General features: G+C 66.0%; 20 protein-coding genes. 5 read left to right on the top strand and 15 right to left on the bottom strand.

Annotated elements, in window-relative coordinates; translation table 11 throughout:
• Positions 1-9: 9 nt before the first annotated feature.
• The gene (locus ACQY8M_RS24590; RefSeq protein ID WP_428660996.1) at positions 10-2,139 is read right to left on the bottom strand and encodes a ComEC/Rec2 family competence protein; all 2,130 of its coding nucleotides are present in this window, start codon (positions 2,137-2,139) and stop codon (positions 10-12) included.
• Between the two features lie 72 nt (positions 2,140-2,211).
• Between ACQY8M_RS24590 and gltX the strand changes: the two genes are divergently transcribed.
• The 4 genes from gltX to ACQY8M_RS24570 all read left to right on the top strand — a co-directional run bounded on the left by gltX (position 2,212) and on the right by ACQY8M_RS24570 (position 6,122).
• Positions 2,212-3,615: a glutamate--tRNA ligase gene (gltX, locus tag ACQY8M_RS24585; protein ID WP_428660994.1), complete on the top strand. Its 1,404-nt coding sequence runs from the start codon at positions 2,212-2,214 to the stop codon at positions 3,613-3,615.
• 32 nt (positions 3,616-3,647) lie between these two features.
• Positions 3,648-4,532: a DMT family transporter gene (locus tag ACQY8M_RS24580; RefSeq protein ID WP_428660991.1), complete on the top strand. Its 885-nt coding sequence runs from the start codon at positions 3,648-3,650 to the stop codon at positions 4,530-4,532.
• Positions 4,533-4,616: 84 nt separating this feature from the next.
• Positions 4,617-5,915, top strand: a complete 1,299-nt coding sequence (gene gltA / locus ACQY8M_RS24575; RefSeq protein ID WP_428660989.1) for a citrate synthase — start codon at positions 4,617-4,619, stop codon at positions 5,913-5,915.
• Positions 5,916-5,921: 6 nt separating this feature from the next.
• Positions 5,922-6,122 (top strand): hypothetical protein, encoded by a 201-nt coding sequence (locus ACQY8M_RS24570; protein WP_428660986.1) that lies wholly within the window; start codon positions 5,922-5,924, stop codon positions 6,120-6,122.
• Between the two features lie 75 nt (positions 6,123-6,197).
• On the opposite strand, the gene gloA is transcribed toward ACQY8M_RS24570, so the two are convergent.
• From gloA to ACQY8M_RS24500, 14 genes are all read right to left on the bottom strand, one after another.
• On the bottom strand, positions 6,198-6,605 hold the full coding sequence (gloA, locus tag ACQY8M_RS24565) for a lactoylglutathione lyase (protein ID WP_428660983.1): 408 nt from the start codon (positions 6,603-6,605) through the stop codon (positions 6,198-6,200).
• 9 nt (positions 6,606-6,614) lie between these two features.
• Positions 6,615-7,097 carry a 3-hydroxyacyl-ACP dehydratase FabZ gene (gene fabZ / locus ACQY8M_RS24560; protein WP_428660980.1) on the bottom strand — a complete coding sequence of 161 codons (483 nt, stop codon included), beginning with the start codon at positions 7,095-7,097 and terminating at the stop codon, positions 6,615-6,617.
• A 17-nt stretch (positions 7,098-7,114) separates the two neighbouring features.
• Positions 7,115-9,409, bottom strand: coding sequence for an outer membrane protein assembly factor BamA (gene bamA, locus ACQY8M_RS24555; protein WP_428660977.1), 2,295 nt, complete (start codon positions 9,407-9,409; stop codon positions 7,115-7,117).
• A gap of 106 nt (positions 9,410-9,515) precedes the next feature.
• Positions 9,516-10,892, bottom strand: a complete 1,377-nt coding sequence (gene rseP, locus ACQY8M_RS24550; protein ID WP_428660974.1) for an RIP metalloprotease RseP — start codon at positions 10,890-10,892, stop codon at positions 9,516-9,518.
• A 30-nt stretch (positions 10,893-10,922) separates the two neighbouring features.
• A complete protein-coding gene (gene dxr / locus ACQY8M_RS24545; RefSeq protein ID WP_428660971.1) occupies positions 10,923-12,131 on the bottom strand; it encodes a 1-deoxy-D-xylulose-5-phosphate reductoisomerase in 1,209 nt (402 codons plus the stop codon).
• Entirely contained in the window at positions 12,122-12,763 is a 642-nt protein-coding gene (locus ACQY8M_RS24540) for a phosphatidate cytidylyltransferase (RefSeq protein ID WP_428660968.1), read from the bottom strand. The genes dxr and ACQY8M_RS24540 overlap by 10 nt, the downstream gene beginning before the upstream one ends.
• 34 nt (positions 12,764-12,797) lie before the next feature.
• Entirely contained in the window at positions 12,798-13,538 is a 741-nt protein-coding gene (locus ACQY8M_RS24535) for an isoprenyl transferase (RefSeq protein WP_428660965.1), read from the bottom strand.
• A complete protein-coding gene (gene frr / locus ACQY8M_RS24530) occupies positions 13,538-14,092 on the bottom strand; it encodes a ribosome recycling factor (protein WP_428660962.1) in 555 nt (184 codons plus the stop codon). The genes ACQY8M_RS24535 and frr overlap by 1 nt, the downstream gene beginning before the upstream one ends.
• A gap of 3 nt (positions 14,093-14,095) precedes the next feature.
• A complete protein-coding gene (pyrH, locus tag ACQY8M_RS24525) occupies positions 14,096-14,821 on the bottom strand; it encodes a UMP kinase (protein WP_428660959.1) in 726 nt (241 codons plus the stop codon).
• A gap of 65 nt (positions 14,822-14,886) precedes the next feature.
• Complete coding sequence (gene tsf / locus ACQY8M_RS24520) at positions 14,887-15,813, bottom strand: translation elongation factor Ts (RefSeq protein ID WP_428660956.1); 927 nt, start codon at positions 15,811-15,813, stop codon at positions 14,887-14,889.
• Positions 15,814-15,886: 73 nt separating this feature from the next.
• Positions 15,887-16,696 (bottom strand): 30S ribosomal protein S2, encoded by an 810-nt coding sequence (rpsB, locus tag ACQY8M_RS24515; RefSeq protein WP_428660953.1) that lies wholly within the window; start codon positions 16,694-16,696, stop codon positions 15,887-15,889.
• Positions 16,697-16,900: 204 nt separating this feature from the next.
• On the bottom strand, positions 16,901-17,911 hold the full coding sequence (locus ACQY8M_RS24510) for a DUF72 domain-containing protein (protein ID WP_428660951.1): 1,011 nt from the start codon (positions 17,909-17,911) through the stop codon (positions 16,901-16,903).
• The gene (dnaE, locus tag ACQY8M_RS24505) at positions 17,908-21,357 is read right to left on the bottom strand and encodes a DNA polymerase III subunit alpha (protein WP_428660948.1); all 3,450 of its coding nucleotides are present in this window, start codon (positions 21,355-21,357) and stop codon (positions 17,908-17,910) included. The genes ACQY8M_RS24510 and dnaE overlap by 4 nt, the downstream gene beginning before the upstream one ends.
• Positions 21,358-21,399: 42 nt before the next feature.
• Complete coding sequence (locus ACQY8M_RS24500; RefSeq protein ID WP_428660945.1) at positions 21,400-22,467, bottom strand: alcohol dehydrogenase catalytic domain-containing protein; 1,068 nt, start codon at positions 22,465-22,467, stop codon at positions 21,400-21,402.
• 89 nt (positions 22,468-22,556) lie between these two features.
• On the opposite strand from ACQY8M_RS24500, the gene ACQY8M_RS24495 reads away from it, so the two are divergent.
• Positions 22,557-23,336 carry a helix-turn-helix transcriptional regulator gene (locus ACQY8M_RS24495; RefSeq protein ID WP_428660942.1) on the top strand — a complete coding sequence of 260 codons (780 nt, stop codon included), beginning with the start codon at positions 22,557-22,559 and terminating at the stop codon, positions 23,334-23,336.
• The last annotated feature ends 52 nt before the right edge of the window (positions 23,337-23,388 follow it).

The raw sequence follows: 23,388 nt of genomic DNA, 5'->3' as shown, positions 1-23,388 counted from the left end.
CGGCAATATTCAAGCACCTGGCGCCTTCACCGCCGTCGCCTGCCGCGACGGGCTGTTCGGCACCCATGGCCGATCGCCGCGCGCGGCATTGGTGGTTTCGCGTCGCACGCCGGTCTCGTCGAGCCACAGCGCGTGCGCGCCATCCCGCCAGGCATCGCGCCGGTCGATGACAAGGCGCGGGCCGCGGCATTTGCCCTGCGCATCGACCGTCGAGAGCACGATGTCGGCACTGCCGCAGGCCTCGGCGAGCCGCCGGTCGTCGCTCACCATGGCGACCCGCCACGGTCCCTTGCGCCAGCGGCAAAGCCCCGTCTGGCAGCCGAATCCCAACGCCTGTTCCTCGGCGCTCGCCGTCCATTTGCGGGCCCCCTCCTGCCCGCTGCGACGCGCCCAGGTGTCGCTCACGAAGCGGTCGATGCGCGCCGAGGCGACATGCACCACGCCTTGCTGGTCGCGCAGCCCGAGCACCCGCCCATCCTCGCTCATGAGGAGATCGGGGGCCTTGCCCGGACCGAGCATCAGGGCGATCGCCACCACCGGAAGGCCGGCGAGCCGCCAGCGCCGCCGCCACAGGCAGAACCACAAGCCGCCGATCGTCATCAGCCACAGGCTCGCACCGGGCAGCGACGGCACCAGCGCCGCCGCCTGCGGCCAGGCCGCGACATGGAAAGCGATCGAGTTCAGGCCGTCGACGCCCCAGCCCATCGGCACCAGCGCGAGGCGCTCCAGCCCGAACGGCATCAGCAGCATGGCAAGCAGGCCCCACGGCATTATCCAGAAGCCGGTCAGCGGCACACCGAGCAGGTTGGCCACGACGCCGAGCAGCGACAGCCGGTTGAAATGATAGGCCGCGAAAGCACCGGTCGCGACCGAGGCGATGAGCGTCGTCGCGAGGCTGGCACCCAGCGCCACCAGCGCCCGCCACAGCCAGCGATGGCGCCAATGCTCGGCGCGGTCGTGCAGGCGACGGCGCCAGCCGGCGCCCATCTCCCACGCCGCGATCAAGGCGATGACCGCGGAAAAGGACATCTGGAACGAGGCGCCGGTCAGCGATTCCGGCGCCGCGATCAGCACGATGATGGCGGACCACGCAACGAGTCTGAGCGACAGCGCCGTGCGGTCGAGCAGGATCGCGAGCAGTGCAAACGCCGCCATGGCACAGGCGCGTTGGGCCGGCACCGGCGCGCCGGCCAGTGCGGTATAGAAAAGTGCCGCCGCCAAAGCGAAGACCGCCGCGATCTTCTTGGCGTCGACCCTGAGCGCCAGTGGCGGCACCAGCGCGATGCCGTAGCGGATCAATCCCATGACGAGCCCGACGACAAAGACGATGTGCAGGCCCGAGATCGACAGAATGTGCGCCAGGCCCGAATCGCGCATCGCCTGGGCGATGTCCTTGTCGACCGCCGACTGCTCGCCGGTCAGCAAGGCAGCGACGACGCCCCCTTCCGCACCCGGCAGCGCCTTCAGGATCCGATCGGTGATGTCGGCGCGCAACGCGTCGATGAAGCGGACGAGACCCGACGGCTGGCCGTGGTCGATCACCACTGCCGGCGCGAGCGCGTAACCGACCGCTCCGAGCTGCATGTACCAGGCAACCCGCTGAAAGTCGAAGGCGCCCGGCGCGGCCGGTCCCGAGGGTGGCGAGAGATTGGCAAGCACGAGGATGCGGTCGCCGACCGTGAGAGGCGGTGCGCCTCTGCTGAGCGACACGCGGAGCCGTACCGGCATCATCTCAGCCGGCGGGACGTTGCTGCCCTTGAGCCGTACCGCCTCCAGAACAACACGCTTGCCTTCCGGCAGGCGCTGGATATCGGCGATGCGCCCCTCCACATTGATGCTGAACAGCGGACGGCCGATCGTTGGAGCGGCGAGATTCGAGGTGCGCCAGGTGACGAGCCCCAGCCCCAATCCTGCCGCGACCAGGCCGATGCACAGGGCGCGCCCCTTGCTGCCCGCCGGCGCGAAAGCGACCGCCACGCAGCCACCGCCGGCGATCGCTGGACCCAGCCAGAGCGCAGGCTCGCTCGGCAGCTCGAAATAGACCGCGATGCCCAGCCCCATCGCGACGGGTAGCCAGAGCATCCAGCGGCCGCGCTCGGCATCGAGCTGCTGCAGGATCCAGGTGCGTGCTCCCGTCATCTCCCCTCGTTTGACAGGCCAGCCACGCTCCCCTACCTACCGCGCGCTTTTCGGGCTCAATTGCGGCAAATCATGACCGTCGTCACACGCTTCGCTCCCTCGCCGACCGGCTACCTCCACATCGGCGGCGCGCGCACGGCGCTCTTCAACTGGCTGTTCGCCAAGCACCATGGCGGCAAGTACCTGCTGCGCATCGAGGATACCGATCGCGCGCGCTCGACCCAGCCGGCCATCGAGGCGATCCTCGATGGCCTCTCGTGGCTCGGTCTCGATTGGGACGGCGAGGTCACCTACCAGTTCGAGCGGGCGACGCGGCACGCCGAGGTCGCCAGGCAGATGCTGGCGGAAGGCAGGGCCTATCATTGCTATGCCTCGCCCCAGGAACTCGACGAGATGCGCGCGGCCCAGAAGAAGGCAGGCATGCCGATGCGCTACGACGGCCGCTGGCGAGACCGCGATCTCAAGGACGCCCCGCCGGGCGTCGCGCCGGTCGTCCGGCTGAAGGCACCGCAAAGCGGCAAGACGGTGATCCAGGACGCCGTGCAGGGCGAGGTCACGGTCGAGAACGCCCAGCTCGACGACATGATCCTGCTGCGCGCCGACGGCACGCCGACCTACATGCTGGCGGTCGTGGTCGACGACCACGACATGGGCGTCACGCACGTGATCCGCGGCGACGACCATCTCAACAACGCCTTCCGCCAGCTCCAGATCATCAAGGCGATGGGCTGGCCCGAACCGGTCTATGCCCATATCCCGCTGATCCATGGCCCCGACGGCGCCAAGCTCAGCAAGCGGCACGGCGCGCTCGGCGTCGACGCCTATCGCGACATGGGCTTTCTGCCGGCGGCGCTGCGCAACTACCTGTTGCGGCTCGGCTGGGGTCATGGCGACGACGAGATCATCTCGACAGAGCAGGCAATAGAATGGTTCGACCTGCCGGGCGTCGGCCGCGCCGCCTCGCGCTTCGACTTGGCGAAGCTCACGAACCTCAATGCACACTATCTGCGCGAGATGCCGGACGCCGAATTGCTGCCGCTGGTGATGCCCCGCATCGAGGCGAAGATCGGCGGCAAGGTCGACCCTGTCGGCCTGGCGCGCATGGAGCACGGCATGAACGGCGTGAAGCAGCGCTCGCGCACCGTCGTCGAGCTCGCGGACAATCTCGTCTTCTATGCCCGCGACGGGGCGCCCGAGATCGCCGACGACAAGGCGCGGGCGCAGCTCACGCCAGACGCCAGGGCGCTGCTGGGCAAGCTCGCCTTGGCGCTCGAGGGCGAGAATGACTGGAGCGAGCCGGCAATGGAAGCCGCAATCCGGCGCTTCGCCGAGGCGCAGGGCGTGAAGCTCGGCCAGGTCGCCCAGCCGCTCAGGGTGGCGCTTTCGGGCTCGACCGTGTCGCCCGGCATCTTCGAGGTGCTGTCCGTGCTCGGCCCGGCTGAGGCCAGGCAGCGATTGCTGGCTGCCGCCGGATAGAGTCCGGCTGCCGACGCGGCGACAGTCGCGCCATGAGTTGGCGCGTCTGGATCTGGTTGCTGTCGCTCTCGATTCTTTGGGGCGGCTCGTTCTTCTTTGCCAAGGTGGCGCTCGGCGCGCTCGGGCCGTTCACCGTCGTGTTCTGCCGCGTGGCGCTGGCGGCGCTCGCACTCAACCTGGTGAAGCCGCTGCCCCGCAACGCGCCCTGGCGCACCTACTTCGCAATGGGTGCGTTGAACAATGTCGTGCCCTTCTCGCTGATCTTCTGGGGCCAGACTCACATCGCCTCTGGACTGGCCTCGATTCTCAACGCCACCACGCCCCTGTTCACGGTCGTGGTAGCGCACGCGCTGACTAATGACGAAAAGATGACCGGCGCCAAGGTTGCAGCAGTGCTGGCGGGGCTCGCAGGTGTTGCCGTGCTGATCGGTCCGGATGCATTCGCGCGATCGACGGCCGGATTGTGGGGCCAGCTCGCCTGCCTCGGCGCGGCGCTCTCCTACGCCTTCGCCGGCATCTACGGCCGGCGCTTCCGCGCCATGGGCATCGCACCGCTCGACGCTGCAGCCGGCCAGGTGACGGCGAGCAGCGTGTTGATTCTTCCGATCATGCTGATAGTCGAGCCACCGTGGACGTTGGCGGCCCTGCCGCCGGCCACGACCTGGGCCGCCCTGGCCGGCCTTGCCCTGCTCTCGACGGCGCTCGCTTACGTCCTTTACTTCCGCATCCTCGCCGCTGCCGGCGCGACCAATCTTCTGCTCGTAACCTTCCTGATTCCCGCGACATCGATCCTGTTGGGCGCTCTGTTCCTGCACGAACAACTGGAGGCTCGCCACGCCGCCGGCATGGCGCTGATCGGCCTCGGCCTGGCCGCGATCGACGGCCGGATCGCGCGCCTCACGCGCGCGGCGAAATAGCGGTCCGGCTGCACAATTGCGCGCTCCGGGGCGGCTTGTTAGGGTGCGGCCGAACCCGTCAAATCGAGCCGAAAGAGTGTTCCAATGGCCAAGTCGACCGCCACGCTGACCGATAACGAAACCGGCAAATCCTACGACTTCCCCATCATGCACGGCACGATCGGGCCGCGCCTGGTCGATATCCGCAAGATGTACGGCGAGTCGGGGATGTTCACCTACGATCCCGGCTTCACCTCGACCGGCTCTTGCGGCTCCAAGATCACCTATATCGACGGCGACGAAGGGGTGCTGCTCTATCGCGGCTACAACATCGCCGAGCTGGCCGAGCAGAGCGACTTCATGGAGTGCTGCTACCTGCTGATGAACGGTGAGCTGCCGACCAAGCCGCAGAAGGACAAGTTCGTCAAGGACATCACCAACCACACGATGCTGCACGAGCAGCTCAGCACCTTTTATCGCGGCTTCCGCCGCGACGCCCATCCGATGGCAGTGTGTTGCGGCGTGGTCGGCGCTCTGTCGGCCTTCTATCACGACTCGCTCGACATCCACGATCCGTACCAGCGGATGGTGGCGTCCTACCGCCTGATCGCCAAGATGCCGACGATCGCCGCCATGGCCTACAAATATTCCGTCGGCCAGCCGTTCGTCTATCCGAGCAACACCCTCTCCTACTCCGGCAATTTCCTGAAGATGATGTTCTCGGTTCCGGCCGAGGACTACGTCGTCAATCCGATCGTCGAGAAGGCGATGGACCGCATCCTGATGCTTCATGCCGACCATGAGCAGAACGCCTCGACCTCCACCGTTCGTCTCGCCGGCTCCTCGGGTGCCAATCCGTTCGCCTGCATCGCCGCCGGCATCGCCTCGCTGTGGGGCCCGAGCCATGGCGGCGCGAACGAGGCGGTGATCTCGATGCTGAACGAGATCGGTGGCAAGCAGAACATCCCGGGCTTCCTGAGCCGCGTGAAGGACAAGCAGGATCACACCCGCCTGATGGGCTTCGGCCATCGCGTCTACAAGAACTACGATCCGCGCGCCAAGGTGATGCGCCAAACCTGCCACGAGGTGCTGACCTCACTCGGCATCACCCACGACCCGCTGCTCGAGCTGGCCATGGAGATGGAGCAGATCGCGCTCAAGGACGACTACTTCGTCTCGAAGAAGCTCTACCCGAACGTCGACTTCTACTCGGGCATCATCTTCCGGGCGATCGGCATCCCGACGTCGATGTTCACCGTGCTGTTCGCCGTGGCGCGTACCGTCGGCTGGATCTCGCAGTGGAACGAGATGATCGAGGACCCGGACCAGAAGATCGGCCGGCCGCGCCAGATGTACAGCGGTCAAACGGAGCGGCCGTACAAACCCCTCCACCTGCGGGGATAAGGGATCGTGGCGCATTCCTCGCACGGCTCGCGCCGGATGGCCGCCTGGGCGACTGCCCAGAGGCCCCGGGCGATGCCGCGCGTGGTGCGGCTCGGCCGCGCGGCCAACGACAACACACGCCAGCCCAACCTCCGGGTCCGGCTGGTGGTCGCAGGATCGGTGCTGGTGCTCGCGGCGCTCGCCCTGCTGAGCGGGTGGCCTGTCTAAACGCGACTACGAGTAGAGTTCCTCCCCGCACCAAGCACGGGGAGGAGTATCGGCAGTGGCCGGTGCGGACCGTATCTACTTCCGCTCGATCAGCTCGATCTTGTAGCCGTCGGGATCCTCGACGAAGGCAATCACGGTGGTGCCGAATTTCACCGGCCCGGGCGCGCGCGTGACTTTGCCGCCGCTCTTGGTGACCTGCTCGCACAGGCCATAGACGTCCGGCACGCCGACCGCGAGGTGCCCGAAGCCGCTGCCCAGGTCATAGGGCTTTTCCTGATCCCAGTTGTAGGTGAGCTCGACGGCGCAGTGCTCGTTCTCCTCGCCGTAGCCGACGAACGCCAGCGTGTACTTCCCATCCGGGACCTCGCGCTTGCGCAGCATCTTCATGCCCATCGGGCCGGTGTAGAAGGCCAGCGACTTGTCGAGATCCTTCACGCGGATCATCGTGTGCAGCATGCGGTAATTGGCGGCTGTATCGGGCATCTTCCCCTCCTACTTGTCTCGGATCATGGCGGCAAATGTGGCCTCCGCGGCAACCTTGCCGTCGACGATTGCCTTGCCGTCGAACTTCCAGACGTTGCCGCGGCTCTGGGCCTTCTTCACGTGCAACTCGAGGCGGTCGCCCGGAATCACAGGCCGGCGGAAGCGCACGCCGTCGATCGACATGAAGTAGACGAGCTTGCCCTCGGACTGCGAACCGAAGGTCGCAACCACAAGCACCGCGGCCGTCTGCGCCATCGCCTCGACGATCAGCACGCCGGGCATGACCGGCTCGGATGGGAAATGACCTTGAAAGAACGGCTCGTTGACGCTGACGTTCTTGATCCCGACCGCGCTCTCCGCGAGAACCATCTCGGTCACTTTGTCGACCATCAGCATCGGATAGCGATGCGGGATCATCTGCAGGATCCGCTTGATGTCGACCGAGGTCGCGGTCGACGCCGCCACGCTGGTCTTGTCGGTCTGCATGTTCATGTCGCCACCGTCCTCGCTCAGAAGCGCGCTCCGAAGCTGAAACGGAAATTCTCCGTCTTGTCGAAGTATTCCTTCTGGATAGGGATGGCATAGTCTACACGAATAGGGCCGAACGGCGATATCCATTGGATGCCGAAACCGGCCGCCACGCGCATCAGCTGACTGTCGAGAACGTCCACCGTGCTGGGATCGTCGGCCGAACCCCAGAGCGATCCGACATCCATGAAAGCCTTGCCCAGAATACCGATTTCCTTCGGCAGGCCGAGCGGGAAGCTCAGCTCTGCCGTCCCGGTGTAGTAGTATTTGCCACCCAGCGAATCCCACGTATTGGCGTCACGCGGACCGATGCCGCCCACCCTGAAACCGCGCAACGTATCGCCGCCGATGAAGAACCGGTTGTTGAGGAGCAGGGTCGTGTTGTTGTAGGGCGCGATGATGCCGGCAGAACCACCGATCGAGGCGACGAAGTCCTCGATGATCGTCTGGTAGTACACGCCGTCCACGGTCGATCGCACGTAGTACTGCGTGCCGCCGAGACCGCCGACCGCCACGGTATTGCGCAACAACCAGCCCTTGGTCGTATTGAGGCGCGTATCGCGGGTATCCCAGGCGATGGTTTCGGAGATCTCCGACACGACCGACGTTCCCTGTTGCCGCTGAACGATCGTCGAGGCCCAAGGCTGGACGTTGTAGATGTCCGACTGGCGCAGCGTGTAGCGCACGGTCTGGCGGGTGTGCTCGGTGAAGGCCCAGCCGGCGCGCAAGGCGAAGCCCAGGCTGCGGTCGCTGTAAGAAGCGATGTTCTGGCGGTCGTTCGACGTCCTGAAGATGTCGAAGCCCGCGGAGATATTCCGGTCGAGGAAATAGGGCTCCGTGAAGCTGAGGTCGATCAAGGTGCTCAAGGTGCCGAGCGACAGGCTGAGGCGCAGGTCCTGGCCCTTGCCGAGGAGGTTGCGCTCGCGGATCGAGATGTCGCCCAGGATACCCGAGGTCGTCGAGAAGCCGGCGCCGAAGGAGATTTCGCCGGTGCTCTGCTCGACCACCTGGACTTCGAGGTTGGTCTTGTCCTGCGCCGAGCCTGGCGCGGCCGAGATATCGACCTTCTCGAAGAAGCCCAGGTTCTTGAGACGCTGCTGGCTGCGGCGGACCTTGGCGGTCGAGAAGGCGTCGCCCTCGGCGAGACGGAATTCGCGGCGGATCACCTTGTCGAGGGTGCGGGTGTTGCCGGAGATGTTGATGCGCTCGACGTAGACCCGGGGCCCTTCCTGGATGTCGAACGTCAGGTCGATGGTGTTCGTGTCCTTGTTGCGCCGGATGTTGGGGCGAACCTCGACGAAGGCGTAGCCTAACGTGCCGACCGCGTCGGCCATCGCCGTCACCGTCTTCTCGACTTCGTCGGCGTCGTACCAATCGCCTTCGCTCATCGTCAGGTAGCTCTTCAGGGTGTCCGTATCGAGCCCCTGGAAGCGCGACGTGACCTCGATCTTGCCGAACTTGTAACGTTCGCCCTCGCTGATCGTGAAGGTGACGAAAAAGCCGTCGCGGTCGGGCGCAAGCTCGGCCACCGCGGAGACGACGCGGAAGTCGGCGTAGCCCTCGGACAGATAGAATTTGCGCAGCAATTCGCGGTCGAGATTCAAGCGATCGGGATCGAAGCGATCGTCGGACGACAGGAAGCGCCACCAAGCGCTTTCGGTGGTCTTGATCCTGCCGCGCAAGGTGCCGTCGCTGAAATGCTCGTTGCCGACGAAGCTGATGCGCTTGATGCCGGTGACGTCGCCCTCGTCGATCTCGAACACCAGGTCGACGCGGCCCTGCTCGAGCTGGATGATCTTGGGCTCGATGACGGCGTTGTAGCGACCGCTGCGGCGATAGATCGTGAGGAGGCGCTCGACGTCGGCTTGCACGCGCGCGCGGGTGAAGACCTGGCGCGGCTTGGACTGCACTTCATCGCGCAGCTTGTCGTCGTCGATCTTCTTGTTGCCCTCGAAGGCGACGCGATTGAGGATCGGGTTCTCCGTCACCTTCACGATCAGGGTCGAGCCCTGCATGTCGATCACGACGTCGGAGAACAGGCCGGTCGAGAACAACGCCTTGAGCGAACGGTCTGCAGCCGCGGCATCGTAGGGTTGCCCTTCCTTGAGCTGCAGGTAAGAGCGGATCGTCTCCGGCTCGGCGCGCACGTTGCCCTGGATCTGGACGGACGTGATCACGCCGGCGGGCGCAGCGCCGCCGCGCTGCGCGACGGCGGGCGAGGCAAAGGCCAGCATCGCAACGACGACCCATACGGCCCAGCGAAAATTCAAACCCACCCGCGCCACCTTCACCGCAAGCCGTTGGCCACGTTCAGCAAGGGAGCTTCATAAACCGGCCTTGGACGATTCGTCACCCCTTTTGTCCCCCACCCCTAGTGCGAATTCAACGCAACAACAACTTGATGTCGTTGAAGGTGGCGATCAGCGCCATGCCGATCACCAGGGCGAAGCCAACTTTCAGCCCGAGTTCCTGCGCCTTGAGCCCCAGCGGCCGACCACGTACGGCCTCGTACAGGTACATCGCCAGATGCCCGCCATCGAGCATCGGCACAGGCAGAAGATTGAACACACCCAACACCACCGACAGCGCGATGACGAGATTAAGGATGCCGACCCAGCCGCCGTAGGACGCCTCGCCTGCCGCCTTGGCGATACGGATCGGGCCGCCCAGCTCGTCGACCGGTCTTGTCGCCGTCAGGATCTGGGCCATCGACGTATAGAACATCGTGGTCATGCCCCAGACGTGGCTCACGCCGGCGCCGACGGCGCCCAGGACGTCGTGGCTGCGGAACTCGGTCACGCCGGCCGGGCGGATGCGGAGGCGCCCGACCGTCTTTTCCTTGCCGGTGCAATCGGTGACCTTGTCGGCCTCGGGCACGAGCGACGTCGTGTAGTCACGGCCGTCGCGGCTGTATGTGACGCTCACCGGCTGGCCGGCCTTGTCACCGATCAGTTCGGGAATGTAGGTGAAATGAGTGACCGGCTTGCCATCGATCGCTTCCAGGCGGTCGCCGACCTTCAACCCTGCCGCCTCGGCCGGACTATTGGGCGTGAACCCGCCAACCACCGGCCGGATGAGCTGGTCCATGCCCAGCTCGCCGTAACGCATGGTGTTGTTGTACTTGTCTGTCCGCTCGCAGAACTGCGGTGCGATCTCGCCGGTCAGGAGCTTGCCGTCGCGCCGGTATTCGACCGGCATTGGCTTGGCCCAGTAGAGGAACTGGGCGTCCTGGATGTCCTCGTAGCGATTGATGCGCTTGCCGGCGAGACGGACGAGTTCGTCACCGGTATGCAGTCCCGCCTTGGCCGCCGGTCCGTCGGCCTGCACCGCGACGGTGGCCGGCGAGTAAGGCTCGCCCGCGGCATAGAAGACGCCGGTAAGGAGCAAGACCGCGAAAAGCAGGTTGGCTGCCGGACCACCGAGGACGACGGCGGCACGGGCGTACAGTGGCTGGGTGAAGAAGGCGCGCTTGCGCTGCTCGGCCGTCAGTGGCTCGTCATGGGTCGCGCTGGCGGCATCGCTGTCGCCCAGGAACTTCACGTAACCGCCGAGCGGGATCGCGGAGATCTTCCACCGCGTGCCGTTGCGGTCGGTCCAGCCGAGCAGCTCGGGCCCAAACCCGATCGAGAAGACCTCGGCATGGATGCCGAAACGGCGGCCGACCCAGTAGTGGCCGAACTCGTGGACGAACACGAGCAGCGTCAGCACCAAAACGAAATACGGCAGATAGGTCGTGAATAGGCTGACGATACCGTGCATGATCCACTACACCATGAATGTCGTTCTACTTCAATTGGTTAGCGTGTGACTTTTAAGAGCCTCGTCGGCCCTCCGGCGGGCCTCGCGGTCGGCCGACTGAATCTGCTGGAGCGAGTCGACAGGTCCTGCAAAGTCGTCGCTCGCCACCATCACGTTCTCAACCACTCGCGCGATGTCGAGGAAGCCGATCCGCCGGGCGAGGAACGCCGCGACCGCCACCTCGTTCGCCGCATTCAGCACCACCGGAGCAAAACCGCCCAACGCCAACGCCTCCCGCGCGAGACGTAGCGAGGGAAAGCGGCCGGAATCGGGCCGCTCGAAGGTGAGCGGCGCGAGGTTGGTAAAATCGAGTCGTGCCGCCGGTCCGTCGATGCGCGCCGGCCAACCGAGCGCATGGGCGATCGGCACGCGCATGTCGGGCGTGCCGAGCTGGGCCAGCACGGAGCCGTCGCGATAGGCGACCATCGAATGGATCACCGATTGCGGATGTACGACGATCTCGATCTGCCCGGTCGGCAGGCCGAACAGCAGGTGCGCCTCGATCAGTTCGAGGCCCTTGTTCATCATGGTCGCCGAATCGATGGAGATCTTGGCGCCCATGTCCCAGTTCGGATGGGCAAGCGCCTGCTCCGGCGTGGCTTCGGCCATGTCGGCAAGCGACCAGTTGCGAAACGGCCCCCCCGATGCGGTCAGGATGAGCCGATCGATCGACGCGCGCTGGCTGGGGTCGAATACCTGGAAGATGGCGTTATGCTCAGAGTCGACCGGCAACAGGGCGCCGCCCGATCCGGAGATGGCATCGATCAGCAGACGGCCGGCGCAGACCAGCGCCTCCTTGTTGGCCAGCGCAACCATGGCGCCGCGCCGGGCGGCCACCAAGGTCGGCGCCAGGCCGGCATAACCGACCACGGCGGCCATCACCCACTCCGCCGGCCGGGACGCGGCCTCGATCACCGCCTCCGGCCCGGCTGCGGCTTCGATGGACGTGCCGGCCAGTGCGTCCTTGAGGGCCCGGTAGCGCTGCGGATTGGCGACGACGGCCATCTTCGCCTTGAGCCGGCGGGCCTGCTCGGCCAGCGCCTCGACCGAATTGCCGGCGACAAGGGCCTCGACACGATAGCTGTCGGGCGCGCGCGCGATGAGGTCGGCCGTGCTCTGGCCGACCGAGCCGGTCGAGCCGACGATCGTGACGTGCCGCGGCGTATCGGGCGACGGCGCGGTCCAACGCATCATGCCCATGGCCAGTCTCCTGCTGTCGCCAGCCGTAGCGCGGCGATGAATACGAGGGCGGCGATCAACCCGTCGATGCGGTCGAGTATACCGCCGTGTCCCGGGATCAGGTTGCCGCTGTCCTTAACCCCCGCACGGCGCTTGGCCGCCGATTCGAGCAGGTCGCCGCCCTGTGCCACCACGGCGATGGTGATCCCGATAACCGCCAGCATCAATGTCTCGCCGGCATCGAACACGAGGCCGCAGGCGGCGCTCACAACGGCGGAGAAGCACATGCCCCCCACCAATCCCGACCAGGTCTTGCTCGGGCTGATCGAGGGCGCGAGCTTGGCACCGCCGGCCAAGGAGCCGATGAAATAGGCGCCAATGTCGGTTGCCCACACGCAGGCCAGGATCCAGAGGATCGTCTCACGGCCGTAGGCCGGCTGGTGGCGCAACCACAGCAGGGCGAGCAAGGCAGCGATCGAATAGGCAGCCGCAAGTACGAAGGCCACCGGCCGCCGATGCGTCAGGCGAAACCACTCGCGGATCATGATCGGCGCGCAGAGCGCGGCGACGACGTCGATCCAGGGGAAACCATACCAGACCGCCGCCAACAGCAGCGGGCCCAGGATGACGGCCGACACGACCCGAAGCAGCAAGCCACGGAAACGCGCTGGAGACGCCTGGGGCGCCCTAGCTTCCGACGCCGCCATAGCGACGTTCGCGGCGGCGGAACTCGGCGATCGCCCGCTCCAGATGCTCCTTGCCGAAGTCGGGCCACAGCGTGTCGACGAACACCAGCTCGGCGTAGGCGCACTGCCAGAGCAGGAAATTGCTAATGCGCTGCTCGCCGCTGGTGCGGATCAGCAAGTCGGGATCTGGCACGCCGGCGGTCAGCAGCTCGCGTTCGAACAGCGCTTCGTCGATCTTCTCCACGGCCAGCTCGCCGGCGGCGACCTTGCGCGCGAGGTTGCGGGTCGCCTGGACGATCTCGTCGCGCGAGCCGTAGTTGATGCAGATATTGACGTCGATCCGCGTGTTGGACTGCGTGCGCCGCTCGGCATCGCCGATATCGGACACGATATCCCTGGCCAGGCGGCCTCGGTCACCGATCACGCGCAACCGCGCGCCGTTGCGGCCGAGTTCTTCCAGCTCGTTGCGTAAATAGTGCCGCAGCAGGCCCATCAGGTCGCTGACCTCCTCGGCCGGACGGGTCCAGTTCTCGGTCGAGAATGCGAACAGCGTGAGCACCGGAATGCCGAGCTCACCCGCCCCGCGGATCACCCGTCGCACTGCATCGGCGCCCCGCCGATGGCCCGCCACGCGCGGCAGCCCCCTCGCCTTCGCCCAACGGCCGTTACCATCCATGATGATGGCGACGTGCCGGGGAGCCGACGACCCGTCGGGCGAGGCAGGCAGCGGAGCTGTCGGCATCAGACGGTCTTGATCTCTTTTTCCTTGGTCGCCAGCGAATCGTCGACCTGCTTGACGTACCGGTCGGTGAGCTTCTGAACCTCGTCCGATTTCTGACGATGCTCGTCCTGAGAGATCTTGTGGTCCTTCTCCGCCTTCCTGAGCGAGTCCATGCCATCGCGACGGATGTTGCGAACCGCGACGCGCCCGCCCTCGGCATACTTATGCGCCAGCTTGGCGAGTTCGTTGCGCCGGTCGGTGGTAAGTTCAGGGATCGGAATTCGGATCATCTGGCCGTCCGGCGCCGGATTGAGCCCGAGGCCCGCGTCGCGGATCGCCTTGGCGGTCGGCATGACGAGGCCCTTGTCCCAGACGCTCACAGTCAGCAGCCGCGATTCTGGCGCGCTCACCGTGCCGACCTGATTGAGCGGCATGCGCTGGCCGTAGGCCTCGACAGTCACCGGATCGAGCAGATTGACCGACGCGCGGCCGGTGCGCAGGCCCTGGAATTCCTTCTTCAGCGCGTCCATCGCGCTTTGCATGCGCTTCTCGAGTTCCTTGAGGTCTGTGCTCATCCTTCAGCCCCCGTCCTTGATGATCGTATATGTACCCTCGCCGGCCATGGTTTCGGCGAAGGATCCGGATTTGTGAATGTCGAAAACGATGATGGGAATCCTGTTCTCGCGCGCCAGCGAGATCGCGGAGGCGTCCATCACCTGGAGGTCCTGTTGCAGCACATCCATGTAGGTGAGCGTCTCGTAACGCTTCGCATTCCTGTCCTTGCGCGGATCGGCCGAATAAACGCCGTCGACCTGCGTGCCCTTCAGCATCGCATCGACGCTCATCTCGGCGGCGCGCAGGGCGGCGGCGGTGTCGGTGGTGAAGAAGGGATTGCCCGTGCCGGCAGCGAAGATCACGACGCGGCCCTTCTCCATGTGGCGGGCGGCGCGACGGCGGATATAGGGCTCGCAGACGGTCGTCATCGGAATGGCCGACTGTACACGGGTCTGCAGCCCTTGCCGCTCCAAAGCGCTCTGCATCGCCAGTGAATTGATGACCGTCGCCAGCATGCCCATATAGTCGCCGCTGGCGCGGTCCATACCGGAAGCGGCGGCCGAGACGCCGCGGAAAATGTTGCCGCCGCCGATCACCAGGCAGACCTGCACACCCATCTCGACGACCGTCTTGATCTCCAGGGCGACCATCTCGACCATCTTCGGATCGAGACCATATTCCCGCTCGCCCATCAGGCCCTCCCCCGAGAGCTTCAGCAGGACGCGACGGTAGCGGGGAGCCGGGGGCATTCGAACGCCTCAGTCAGTTTTTGGGCGACGCGGGCATACCTAGCCCGCGTCGACTGCCGTTCATACTACTTCTTGAGTTGCGCAGCCACCTCGGCGGCGAAATCTTCCGACTTCTTCTCGATGCCTTCGCCCAGGGCGAAACGCAGAAAGCCTGCGAGCCGAACCGGCGCACCGACCTGCTTGGCGGCATCGTCGACGACCTTCGACACCTTGGTCTTGCCGTCGATCACGAAGGCCTGCTCGAGCAGCACGACTTCCTGGTGGAACTTGCGCAACCCGCCTTCGACCATCTTGGCGATGATATCGGCCGCCTTGCCGGTCTGGCTGGCCTTCTCGGCCAGCACGCCCCGCTCTCGCTCGATCGCGGCCTGGTCGAGCTCGGCAACGGTCAGCGACTGCGGATTGGTGGCGGCCACGTGCATGGCAAGCTGCTTGGCGAGCCCCGCCAGCTTGGCCTTGTCGCCCTCGGACTCGAGCGCCACCAGCACGCCGATCTTGCCGAGATCCGGCGCAACGGCGTTGTGGGTGTAGGCCACCACGACGCCGTCGGACACCGACAGGGAGGCGGCACGGCGCAGGCTCATGTTCTCGCCGATCGTGGCGATCATGTTGGTGAGCTCGCCCTGTACGTCGCGGCTGGAGCCGGGGAACGGCGAGGTCGCGACCTTGGCCAGGTCGCCGCCATTGTCGAGGGCGAGCCTGGTCACGGCACCGACGAACTTCTGGAACTGCTCGTTGCGGCCGACGAAGTCGGTCTCGGAATTGACCTCGACGACAGCGCCGCGGGTACCGTTCGCAGCGACGCCCACGAGGCCCTCGGCAGCGACGCGGCCCGCCTTCTTGGAAGCGGCGGACAGGCCCTTGGTGCGCAGCCAGTCGACGGCCTTCTCGAGATCGCCCGAGACCTCGTTCAGCGCCTTCTTGCAATCCATCATGCCCGCGCCGGTCTTCTCGCGCAGCTCTTTGACCAGGGAAGCGGTGATCTCAGCCATAGTTCAGCTCCATCAAGTGCAATAAGGGCCGGTCTTGCGACCGGCCCCGTTGTTGGTCTGCAGAGGGGCCGGCCTACTCGGCCGGCGCTGCCTCGGCGGCCGGAGTGTCGGCGGACGGACCGTCGGCCTCGGCAGCAGGAACTTCTTCAACCGGCGGCTCGTCGAGCGCGCCCACGTCGCCGCCGGAAGCAGCGATCTCGGCGCGGATACCGTCGAGCACCGCGCTGGATATCAGGTCGCAATACAGCGACACGGCGCGGATGGCGTCGTCATTGCCCGGGATCGGATAGTCGACACCGTCCGGATCGGAGTTGCTGTCGAGCACCGCCACGATCGGAATGCCGCGCTTGCGGGCTTCGAGGACCGCGATCGACTCCTTGTTGGTGTCGATGATAAACAGCATGTCGGGTGTGCCGCCCATTTCCTTGATGCCGCCCAGCGACCGCTCGAGCTTGTCGCGCTCGCGCGTAAGGTCGAGCTGTTCCTTCTTGGTCAAGCCGACCACGTCGCCCTTCAGCCGCTCATCGAGCTCGCGCAAGCGCTTGATCGAGGCAGAGATGGTCTGCCAGTTGGTGATCATGCCGCCCAGCCAGCGATGGTTGACGTAGTATTGGCCGCAACGCTTGGCGGCTTCGGCTACGCGATCCGCGGCGGCAGCCTTGGTGCCGACGAACAGCACGCGGCCGCCGTTGGACACGACCTGGCGCACCTGCAGGAGCGCCTGCTCCAGCAGCGGTACGGTCTTGGTGAGGTCGATAATATGAACCCCGTTGCGCACCCCGAAGAGGTACGGCTTCATCTTGGGATTCCAGCGCCGGGTGTGATGTCCGAAGTGGACGCCCGCTTCCAGCAATTGACGCATCGTGAACATCGGCATAGCCATGCCGTATCTCCTTTTCCGGTTGGGCCTCCGCGGGCGTCGTCCCCCCAAGCTTATGAGCCCTGGGGACACCGGAGCGAGCGGCGGGATTTCTCCCCGTCGACCGCAAACCCGCGTGCGAAGTTGGCGCGTATTTAGGGGGTTGGCGGCACGAATGCAAGCTCATCCTCCCTCCCCGCGGGGAGGGGATCGACGAGGGAGGGCGAGTTAAAGCTGGCTCGCGATTTCCCCGGCGAGCTTCAGCAGCGACAGCGGCGCACTGCCCTCCGCCTTGTTGTTGGCAGTTATCCACACCCTGCGCCCTGCCTTGAAGGCGCGGGCGGCCATGCGGGCCAGGATCCGGCGGCTCTTGGGGTCCTCGTCGACCAGCTTGTCGAACGGCTCGTAGCGCTGCTTCGCCGCCTGATAGAGGAAGCCCCGGTGCAGGTTCCAGCGCACCACAAGGTCCCCCGGCAAGCCGCCGTCGAGAACCTCGAGCGCCTTTTCCTGGCGCTCGACTTCCGGCATGCGGTCGTGCAGGCCGACGCAATAGCGCACGCCCTGCTCGCCCAGCATCCTCATCAGGCGCGGGGTCAGCAGCTCGGCATTGCGCAGCTCCAGGGCATAGATCGGCCGCTGCCTGCCCAATTCCTTGGGCAGCGCCGCGAAAAATGCCGCCAGCCGCTCGATCACTATAGTGGCCTCGTCCACCAGTCCGCGCGGTAGCGGCGAGACCTGGAAGACCAGCGGACCAGCCTTCGTGCCGAGTCCCTCAAGGCAAGGCACGACGAACTCGCGCGCCGCGATCGCCGGGTCGAGGAAATGCGGATTGGGGACCTTCCCGCGCCCCTGCTCGTCGCGCATCACGGCGTCGCAAACCAGCGCGGGCGCCTTCACGACGAAGGAAAAGTGATCCGGCACCTGCATAGCGTAGCGCGCATATGCGACGGTGGTGATCGGCGCGTAGAAGGTGCGGTCGAGGCTCACGGTGCGCAGAAGCGGAATCTGGGCGTAGGCCGCCAGGCCTTTCTTGCTGAGCGCGGTCTGCGGATGAACGCCGTCGTAGACGAGTCCGCGCCACCCAGGGAAGAACCACGAGGAAGTGCCGAGCCGGATATCGGTCGGCAGCACCGGCGCCTGCAGCAGCGGCGAGTCCCACGAGGGCCGCACCTCGCCGGGCGCGAGCTTCCGGCGCTTGGGCGCGCCCGGCTGTTCGAACAGGCCGGGCTGGGAACTCAAATTTCCTCCACCTGGGAGACGCCCGGCAGCATGCCGATGATGTCGCGCAGGCCGCCGGCGATCGAGTAGGTGCCGGGCAAGGTGACCTCGACCTCGCTCTCCTCCTGCTCCATCGGCACGACCAGCGTGACCCGGCCGCGCCCGCGCTTGCCTTCGAGCGACTTGCGCAGCGCTTCGAGCGCGCCGGGATCGGAGATCACGATGCGCAGCCCGGCGGCAGAGTTGGCGACGGCGTCCTCCAGCTTCTCCACGGTCTGCGCCATCAGCTTGATCTGCTCGCCGTCGAGCCGTCCGTCGCAGGAGATCAGCACCGCCTGCCCCGCTTCCAGGAGATTGCGCTTGGCGCTCAGCACCTCGCTGAAGACGGTGAGCTCGAAAGCGCCCGACTGATCGGAGCACTGCACGAAGGCAAAGCGGTTGCCCTTGGCCGAGGTGCGCTCGAGCTTGTCGATCACGGTGCCGGCCAGCTTGATGCGGCCCGACGTACCGCGCTGCAGGAGCCCCAGCAGGTCGGCCGCGCGCGTCACGCCCAGCCGCTGCAAGCTCTTGTCGTACGCCGCCAGCGGATGCGACGAGAGATAGAAGCCGATGGCCGAGAATTCCTGCTGCAGCCGTTCCATCGGCGCCCAGTCGGGCACCTTGGGCAATTGCGGTCGGCGCTGCGCGGTGTCGTCGCCGAACAGGCTGTTCTGGTTGCTGCCGCGCGACTCGTGCGTCGCCTGCGAATGGCGCATCAGCGCCTCGATGGCCCCGAACGTCTGCGCCCGGTTCTTGTTCAGCGTATCGAAGCCGCCCGCCTTCACCAGGCTTTCGACCAGCCGCTTGTTCAGCACGCGCTGGTCCAGTCTCTCCGCGAAGTCGAACAGATCCTTGAAAGGGCCGTTCTCCTCCCGCTCGCCAGCCAGGCGCGCCATGGCCTCGCGGCCGACGCCCTTGATCGCGGCCAGTGCGTAACGGATCGCCTTCTTGCCCTCGGCCGTCCGCTCGACGGTGAACTCGGCCGTCGAGCGCGTGACGTCGGGCGGCAGCAGCTCGACACCGATTTTCTCGAGGTCGCGGCGGTAACCGTTCAGCTTGTCGACGTTGCCCATGTCGAGGGTCATCGTCGCGGCGAAGAACTCGACCGGATGGTTGGCCTTGAGATAGGCCGTCTGGTAGCAGACCAGCGCATAGGCGGCCGCGTGGCTCTTGTTGAAGCCGTACCCGGCAAACTTGTCGACCTGGTCGAAGATCGAGGAGGCCTTGTCTTTCTTGACGCCGTTCTTCTCCGCACCCTGCACGAAGTTGGCGCGCTGCGCGTCCATTTCGGCCTGGATCTTCTTGCCCATGGCGCGGCGCAGCAGGTCGGCGCCGCCCAGCGAATAGCCGCTCAGCACCTGGGCGATCTGCATCACCTGCTCCTGGTAGATCATGATGCCGTAGGTTTCCTTCAGGATTCCTTCGAGCAGCGGATGCAGGTAGTCGGGCGTCTCCTCGCCGTGCTTGCGCTTGATGTAGCTCGGGATGTTTTCCATCGGACCGGGCCGGTAGAGCGCCACCACGGCGATGATGTCCTCGAAGCGATCGGGCTTCAGCTTGCGCAGCACGTCGCGCATGCCGTTGCCTTCCAGCTGGAACACCCCCGATCCGTCGCCGCGCGCCAGCAGCTCGAAGGTCTTCTTGTCGTCGAGCGGCAGCTTGGGAATGTCGATCTGGTCGCGGCCGATCAGATCCCACGCCTTCTCGATCACGGTCAGGGTCTTCAGCCCCAGGAAGTCGAACTTCACCAGCCCCGCCGGCTCGACCCATTTCATGTTGAACTGGGTGGCGGGCAGCGAGTCCTTGTTGTCGGTGTCGCGGTAGAGCGGCACCAGCTCGTGCAGCGGCCGGTCGCCGATCACCACGCCGGCGGCATGGGTCGAGGCGTTGCGGTAGAGCCCTTCCAGCTGCAGGGCGAGGTCGATCAACCGCTTGATCTCCTCGTCCGCGTTGTATTGCTCCTTCAGGAGCTGCTCGGTCTCGAGCGCCTTGGCCAGCGTCACCGGGTTGGCAGGATTGTTCGGCACCAGCTTGCAGATGCGGTCGACCTGGCCGTAGGGCATGCCGAGCACGCGCCCGACGTCGCGCAGCACTGCACGGGCCTGCAGCTTGCCGAAGGTGATGATGGCAGCGACCCGGTCGGCACCGTACTCGTCGCGCACGTAGCGGATCACGCGGTCGCGCTTGTCCTGGCAGAAGTCGATATCGAAATCCGGCATCGACACGCGCTCGGGGTTGAGGAAGCGCTCGAACAGCAGCCCCCAGCGCAGCGGATCCAGGTCGGTGATCTTGAGCGCCCAGGCGACGAGCGAACCTGCACCCGAACCGCGCCCCGGTCCGACCGGCACGCCGTTGTCCTTCGCCCACTGGATGAAGTCGGCCACGATCAGGAAGTAGCCGGCAAAACCCATCTTCACGATCATGTTGAGCTCGTAGAGGAGCCGCTCCTCGTACTTGCCGAACTCGATTCCATCGGCCAGCCGCCCCAGCAGCCGGAGCTCGTCGAGACCGCGCCGGGCCAGATCGCGCAAAGCCTCCTCCTCGGACCGGCCCTGCAGCTTGGTGTAACTCGGCAGGATCGGCTTGCGCGGCGCGGGCATGTAGGCGCAGCGCTGGGCGATTACCAAGGTGTTGTCGCAGGCTTCGGGCAGGTCGGCGAAGATCTGGCGCATCTGGACCGCCGACTTGAAATAATGCTCGGGCGTCAGCCGCCGGCGATTGGGATCTTCGATATGCACGCCCTGCTCGATGCAGAGCAGCACGTCATGCGCCTCGTACATCGACTCCTTGGGAAAGTGCACGTCGTTGGTACCGACGATCGGCAGGCCCTTGGCATAGGCAAGATCGAGCAGCGGACCTTCGATGCGGCGCTCATTGTCCTCGCCGTGACGCTGCAGCTCGAGATAGAGCCGGCCGTCGAACAACTTCTGCAGCCGTTCGAGGTGATGTTCCGACGCCGGGCCCTGGCCGCCGCCCAGCAGGCGGCCCAGCATGCTGCTCGCCGAGCCGGTGAAGGCCAGCAGGCCGTCGGTATATCCGACCAGATCGTCGAGCGGCAGGGCCGCGGTCGAGCCGGTCTTGAATTCGAGATGGGCGCGGCTCACCAGCCGCATCAGGTTGAGATAGCCCTGCTCGCTCTGGACCAGGACAGTCAGCCAGTCGGTCGTCGGCAGCTTGCCGGCCGTGGCGATGCCGCCCTCCTCCTCGCGCCGGATGGCGAGATCGCAGCCAACGATCGGCTGGATGCCCGCCTTGGCAGCGTACTGGGAGAATTCCAGCGCGCCGAACAGGTTGTTGCGGTCCGTCACGGCGACCGCCGGCATGGCGTTTTCCTTCGCCAAGCCGACGATCTTGTCGACCTTGTTCGCGCCTTCGGTGAGCGAATAGGCGGAGCGGACCTTCAGATGGATGAAATCAGCGATGGGCACGGGCCACTATGGCCCCTACATCTTGTGGAAAGCGAGGCGGGATTACGGTCTGACCACCGTCATCTTGAAAGGACCCGCGTTCGCCGCGGCATGCGCCACGGCCTCATTCACCTGGTCCAGCGGAAATTCGGTCACCGTGAACCCGTCCAGCCGGATTTGGCCCGAGCGAACCATCCCGACCAGGCGCCGGATGGCGTCGCGCGGATACATCCACTGGCCCCTCACCTCGATGCCGTAACGCATCATCCAGGCATAGGGCAGCGCTACGTCCTCGCGGATGCCGCCCATCAGGACGACGCGCCCGTAGGGTCGTACCGCGAGGGCGGCCGCGCGCACCCAGCTTGCGCTCGCTTCCGGCGGCAGAAGGTCGAGCACGATGTCGACCGGTCCGCCCGCCGCACGCTGCATGTTGCGTCGGTCGTCCTCCTCGCTGCCGCTCATCGTCACCGTTCGGACGCGATCGCCGAAGCGGTGCTCTAGCTCGGCCAGCACTGCCGCATTGCGACCGGTGGCGACGATGCGCGCCGCGCCCATGGCGATGCCGGCCATTACACCGGCGCTGCCGAAGGCGCCGGTCGCGCCGTTGACCAGCAGGGTCTCGCCCGCCAGCAGCCGGCCAGCAAGCAGCCCGCCGTAGGGTACCAGCAGCCGGCCGAGCGCGAACCAGCGGCCGGCATCTGCAGGATCGATGGCGCCGATCGGCACGGCATTTTCGGTCGGCACACGCACCCGCTCAGCGAAGGCCCCATCGTGGTAGTAGCGCTGCAGCCGCAGGGCTTCGGGGGTGCCCGCCGTCAGCCCCTGCAGGATGATGTCGGGAGCCACGGCGTCGTCACGTCCACGGATGGTCGGATCGATCATGACCCAGTCGCCGATCGAAAGCCGCGTCGCGTCCGGCCCGATCGCCCGTACCCGGCCGATGCCGCCCGATCCCGGCACGATGGGCAGCTCCAGCAGGTACTGCCGCTTGCCGCTGAAGACGTCGCGGGCATAGGCGAGCATGCCCGCGGCCACGACATCGACGATCACCTCGCCGGTACCGAGCACGGGATCGGGGACAGATTCGACGGAGAGCGGCGAGCCGAACGCCTTCAGGACGGCAGCTTTCATGGGACACCTCGTTTTGGGATGGCCCATTGTCTGCCGTTCGAGGTAGTCTATTCAGACCTGGTATTATCCTGGGATCAGTTGGTACTACCATGGACGCACGGCGCAGCGAGCTCGGTGACTTCCTTCGTTCACGGCGCCAGCGGCTGAGGCCCGAGACGGTCGGCCTGCCCGCGACCCGTCGGCGGCGCACGCCCGGGCTGCGGCGCGAAGAGGTGGCCGAGCTCGCCGGCATCGGCATCGACTGGTATGTCCGGCTTGAACAGGGACGCAGCGTCAATCCCTCGCTCACAACCATCGATGCCCTGGCGCGTGCGCTGCGGCTGGGCAAGGCCGAGCACAATCACCTGCGCGCCCTCGCCCGGCACGGCGATCAACGCGCCTTCGCCAGGGAGACGGTACCCGATGCGATCCGGCTTATGGTCGAGAGCCTGCCGAATCCGGCGTACATCACCGGCCGGCGCTGGGACGTGCTGGCCTGGAACACGGCAGCCGAAGAGGTTTTCGCCTTCGACCGCGTGGCCGACGAGGACCGCAACACGCTGATCTTCATGCTCACCAAGCCGGCGAGCCGCCGCCTGTTCGGCGCAGGCTGGGCCGACGAGGCCCGGCGGATGGTGGCGATGTTCCGCACGACGCATGACCTCTGGGCGGGTGACCCCGCCTTCGTCGAGCTGCTCGCCCGCCTGCGGCGCGACAGTCCGGAATTCCCCGGCTGGTGGAAGGCGCACGACATCCGCGACGTCGCCGCCGGCGAGAAGCGGATGGTGCATCCGAAGAAGGGCGTGCTGCGCTTCCAGCACGCGTCGTTCCAGTGCAACGACGAGCCGGGGCTCAAGCTGGTGATCTACACGCCGATTCTGTCGTCGTGAGCGAAGCGCCGGACCTCTCGCCACTCAGAAGAAGGTGCCCAGCACCTGAATA

Origin of the sequence: Reyranella sp. (assembly GCF_965279465.1) — a bacterium.
In the GTDB taxonomy this organism is placed as follows: Bacteria; Pseudomonadota; Alphaproteobacteria; order Reyranellales; family Reyranellaceae; genus Reyranella.
Note: the sequence above shows the minus strand (reverse complement) of the source record. Positions and strands in the feature narration are given on the sequence as shown.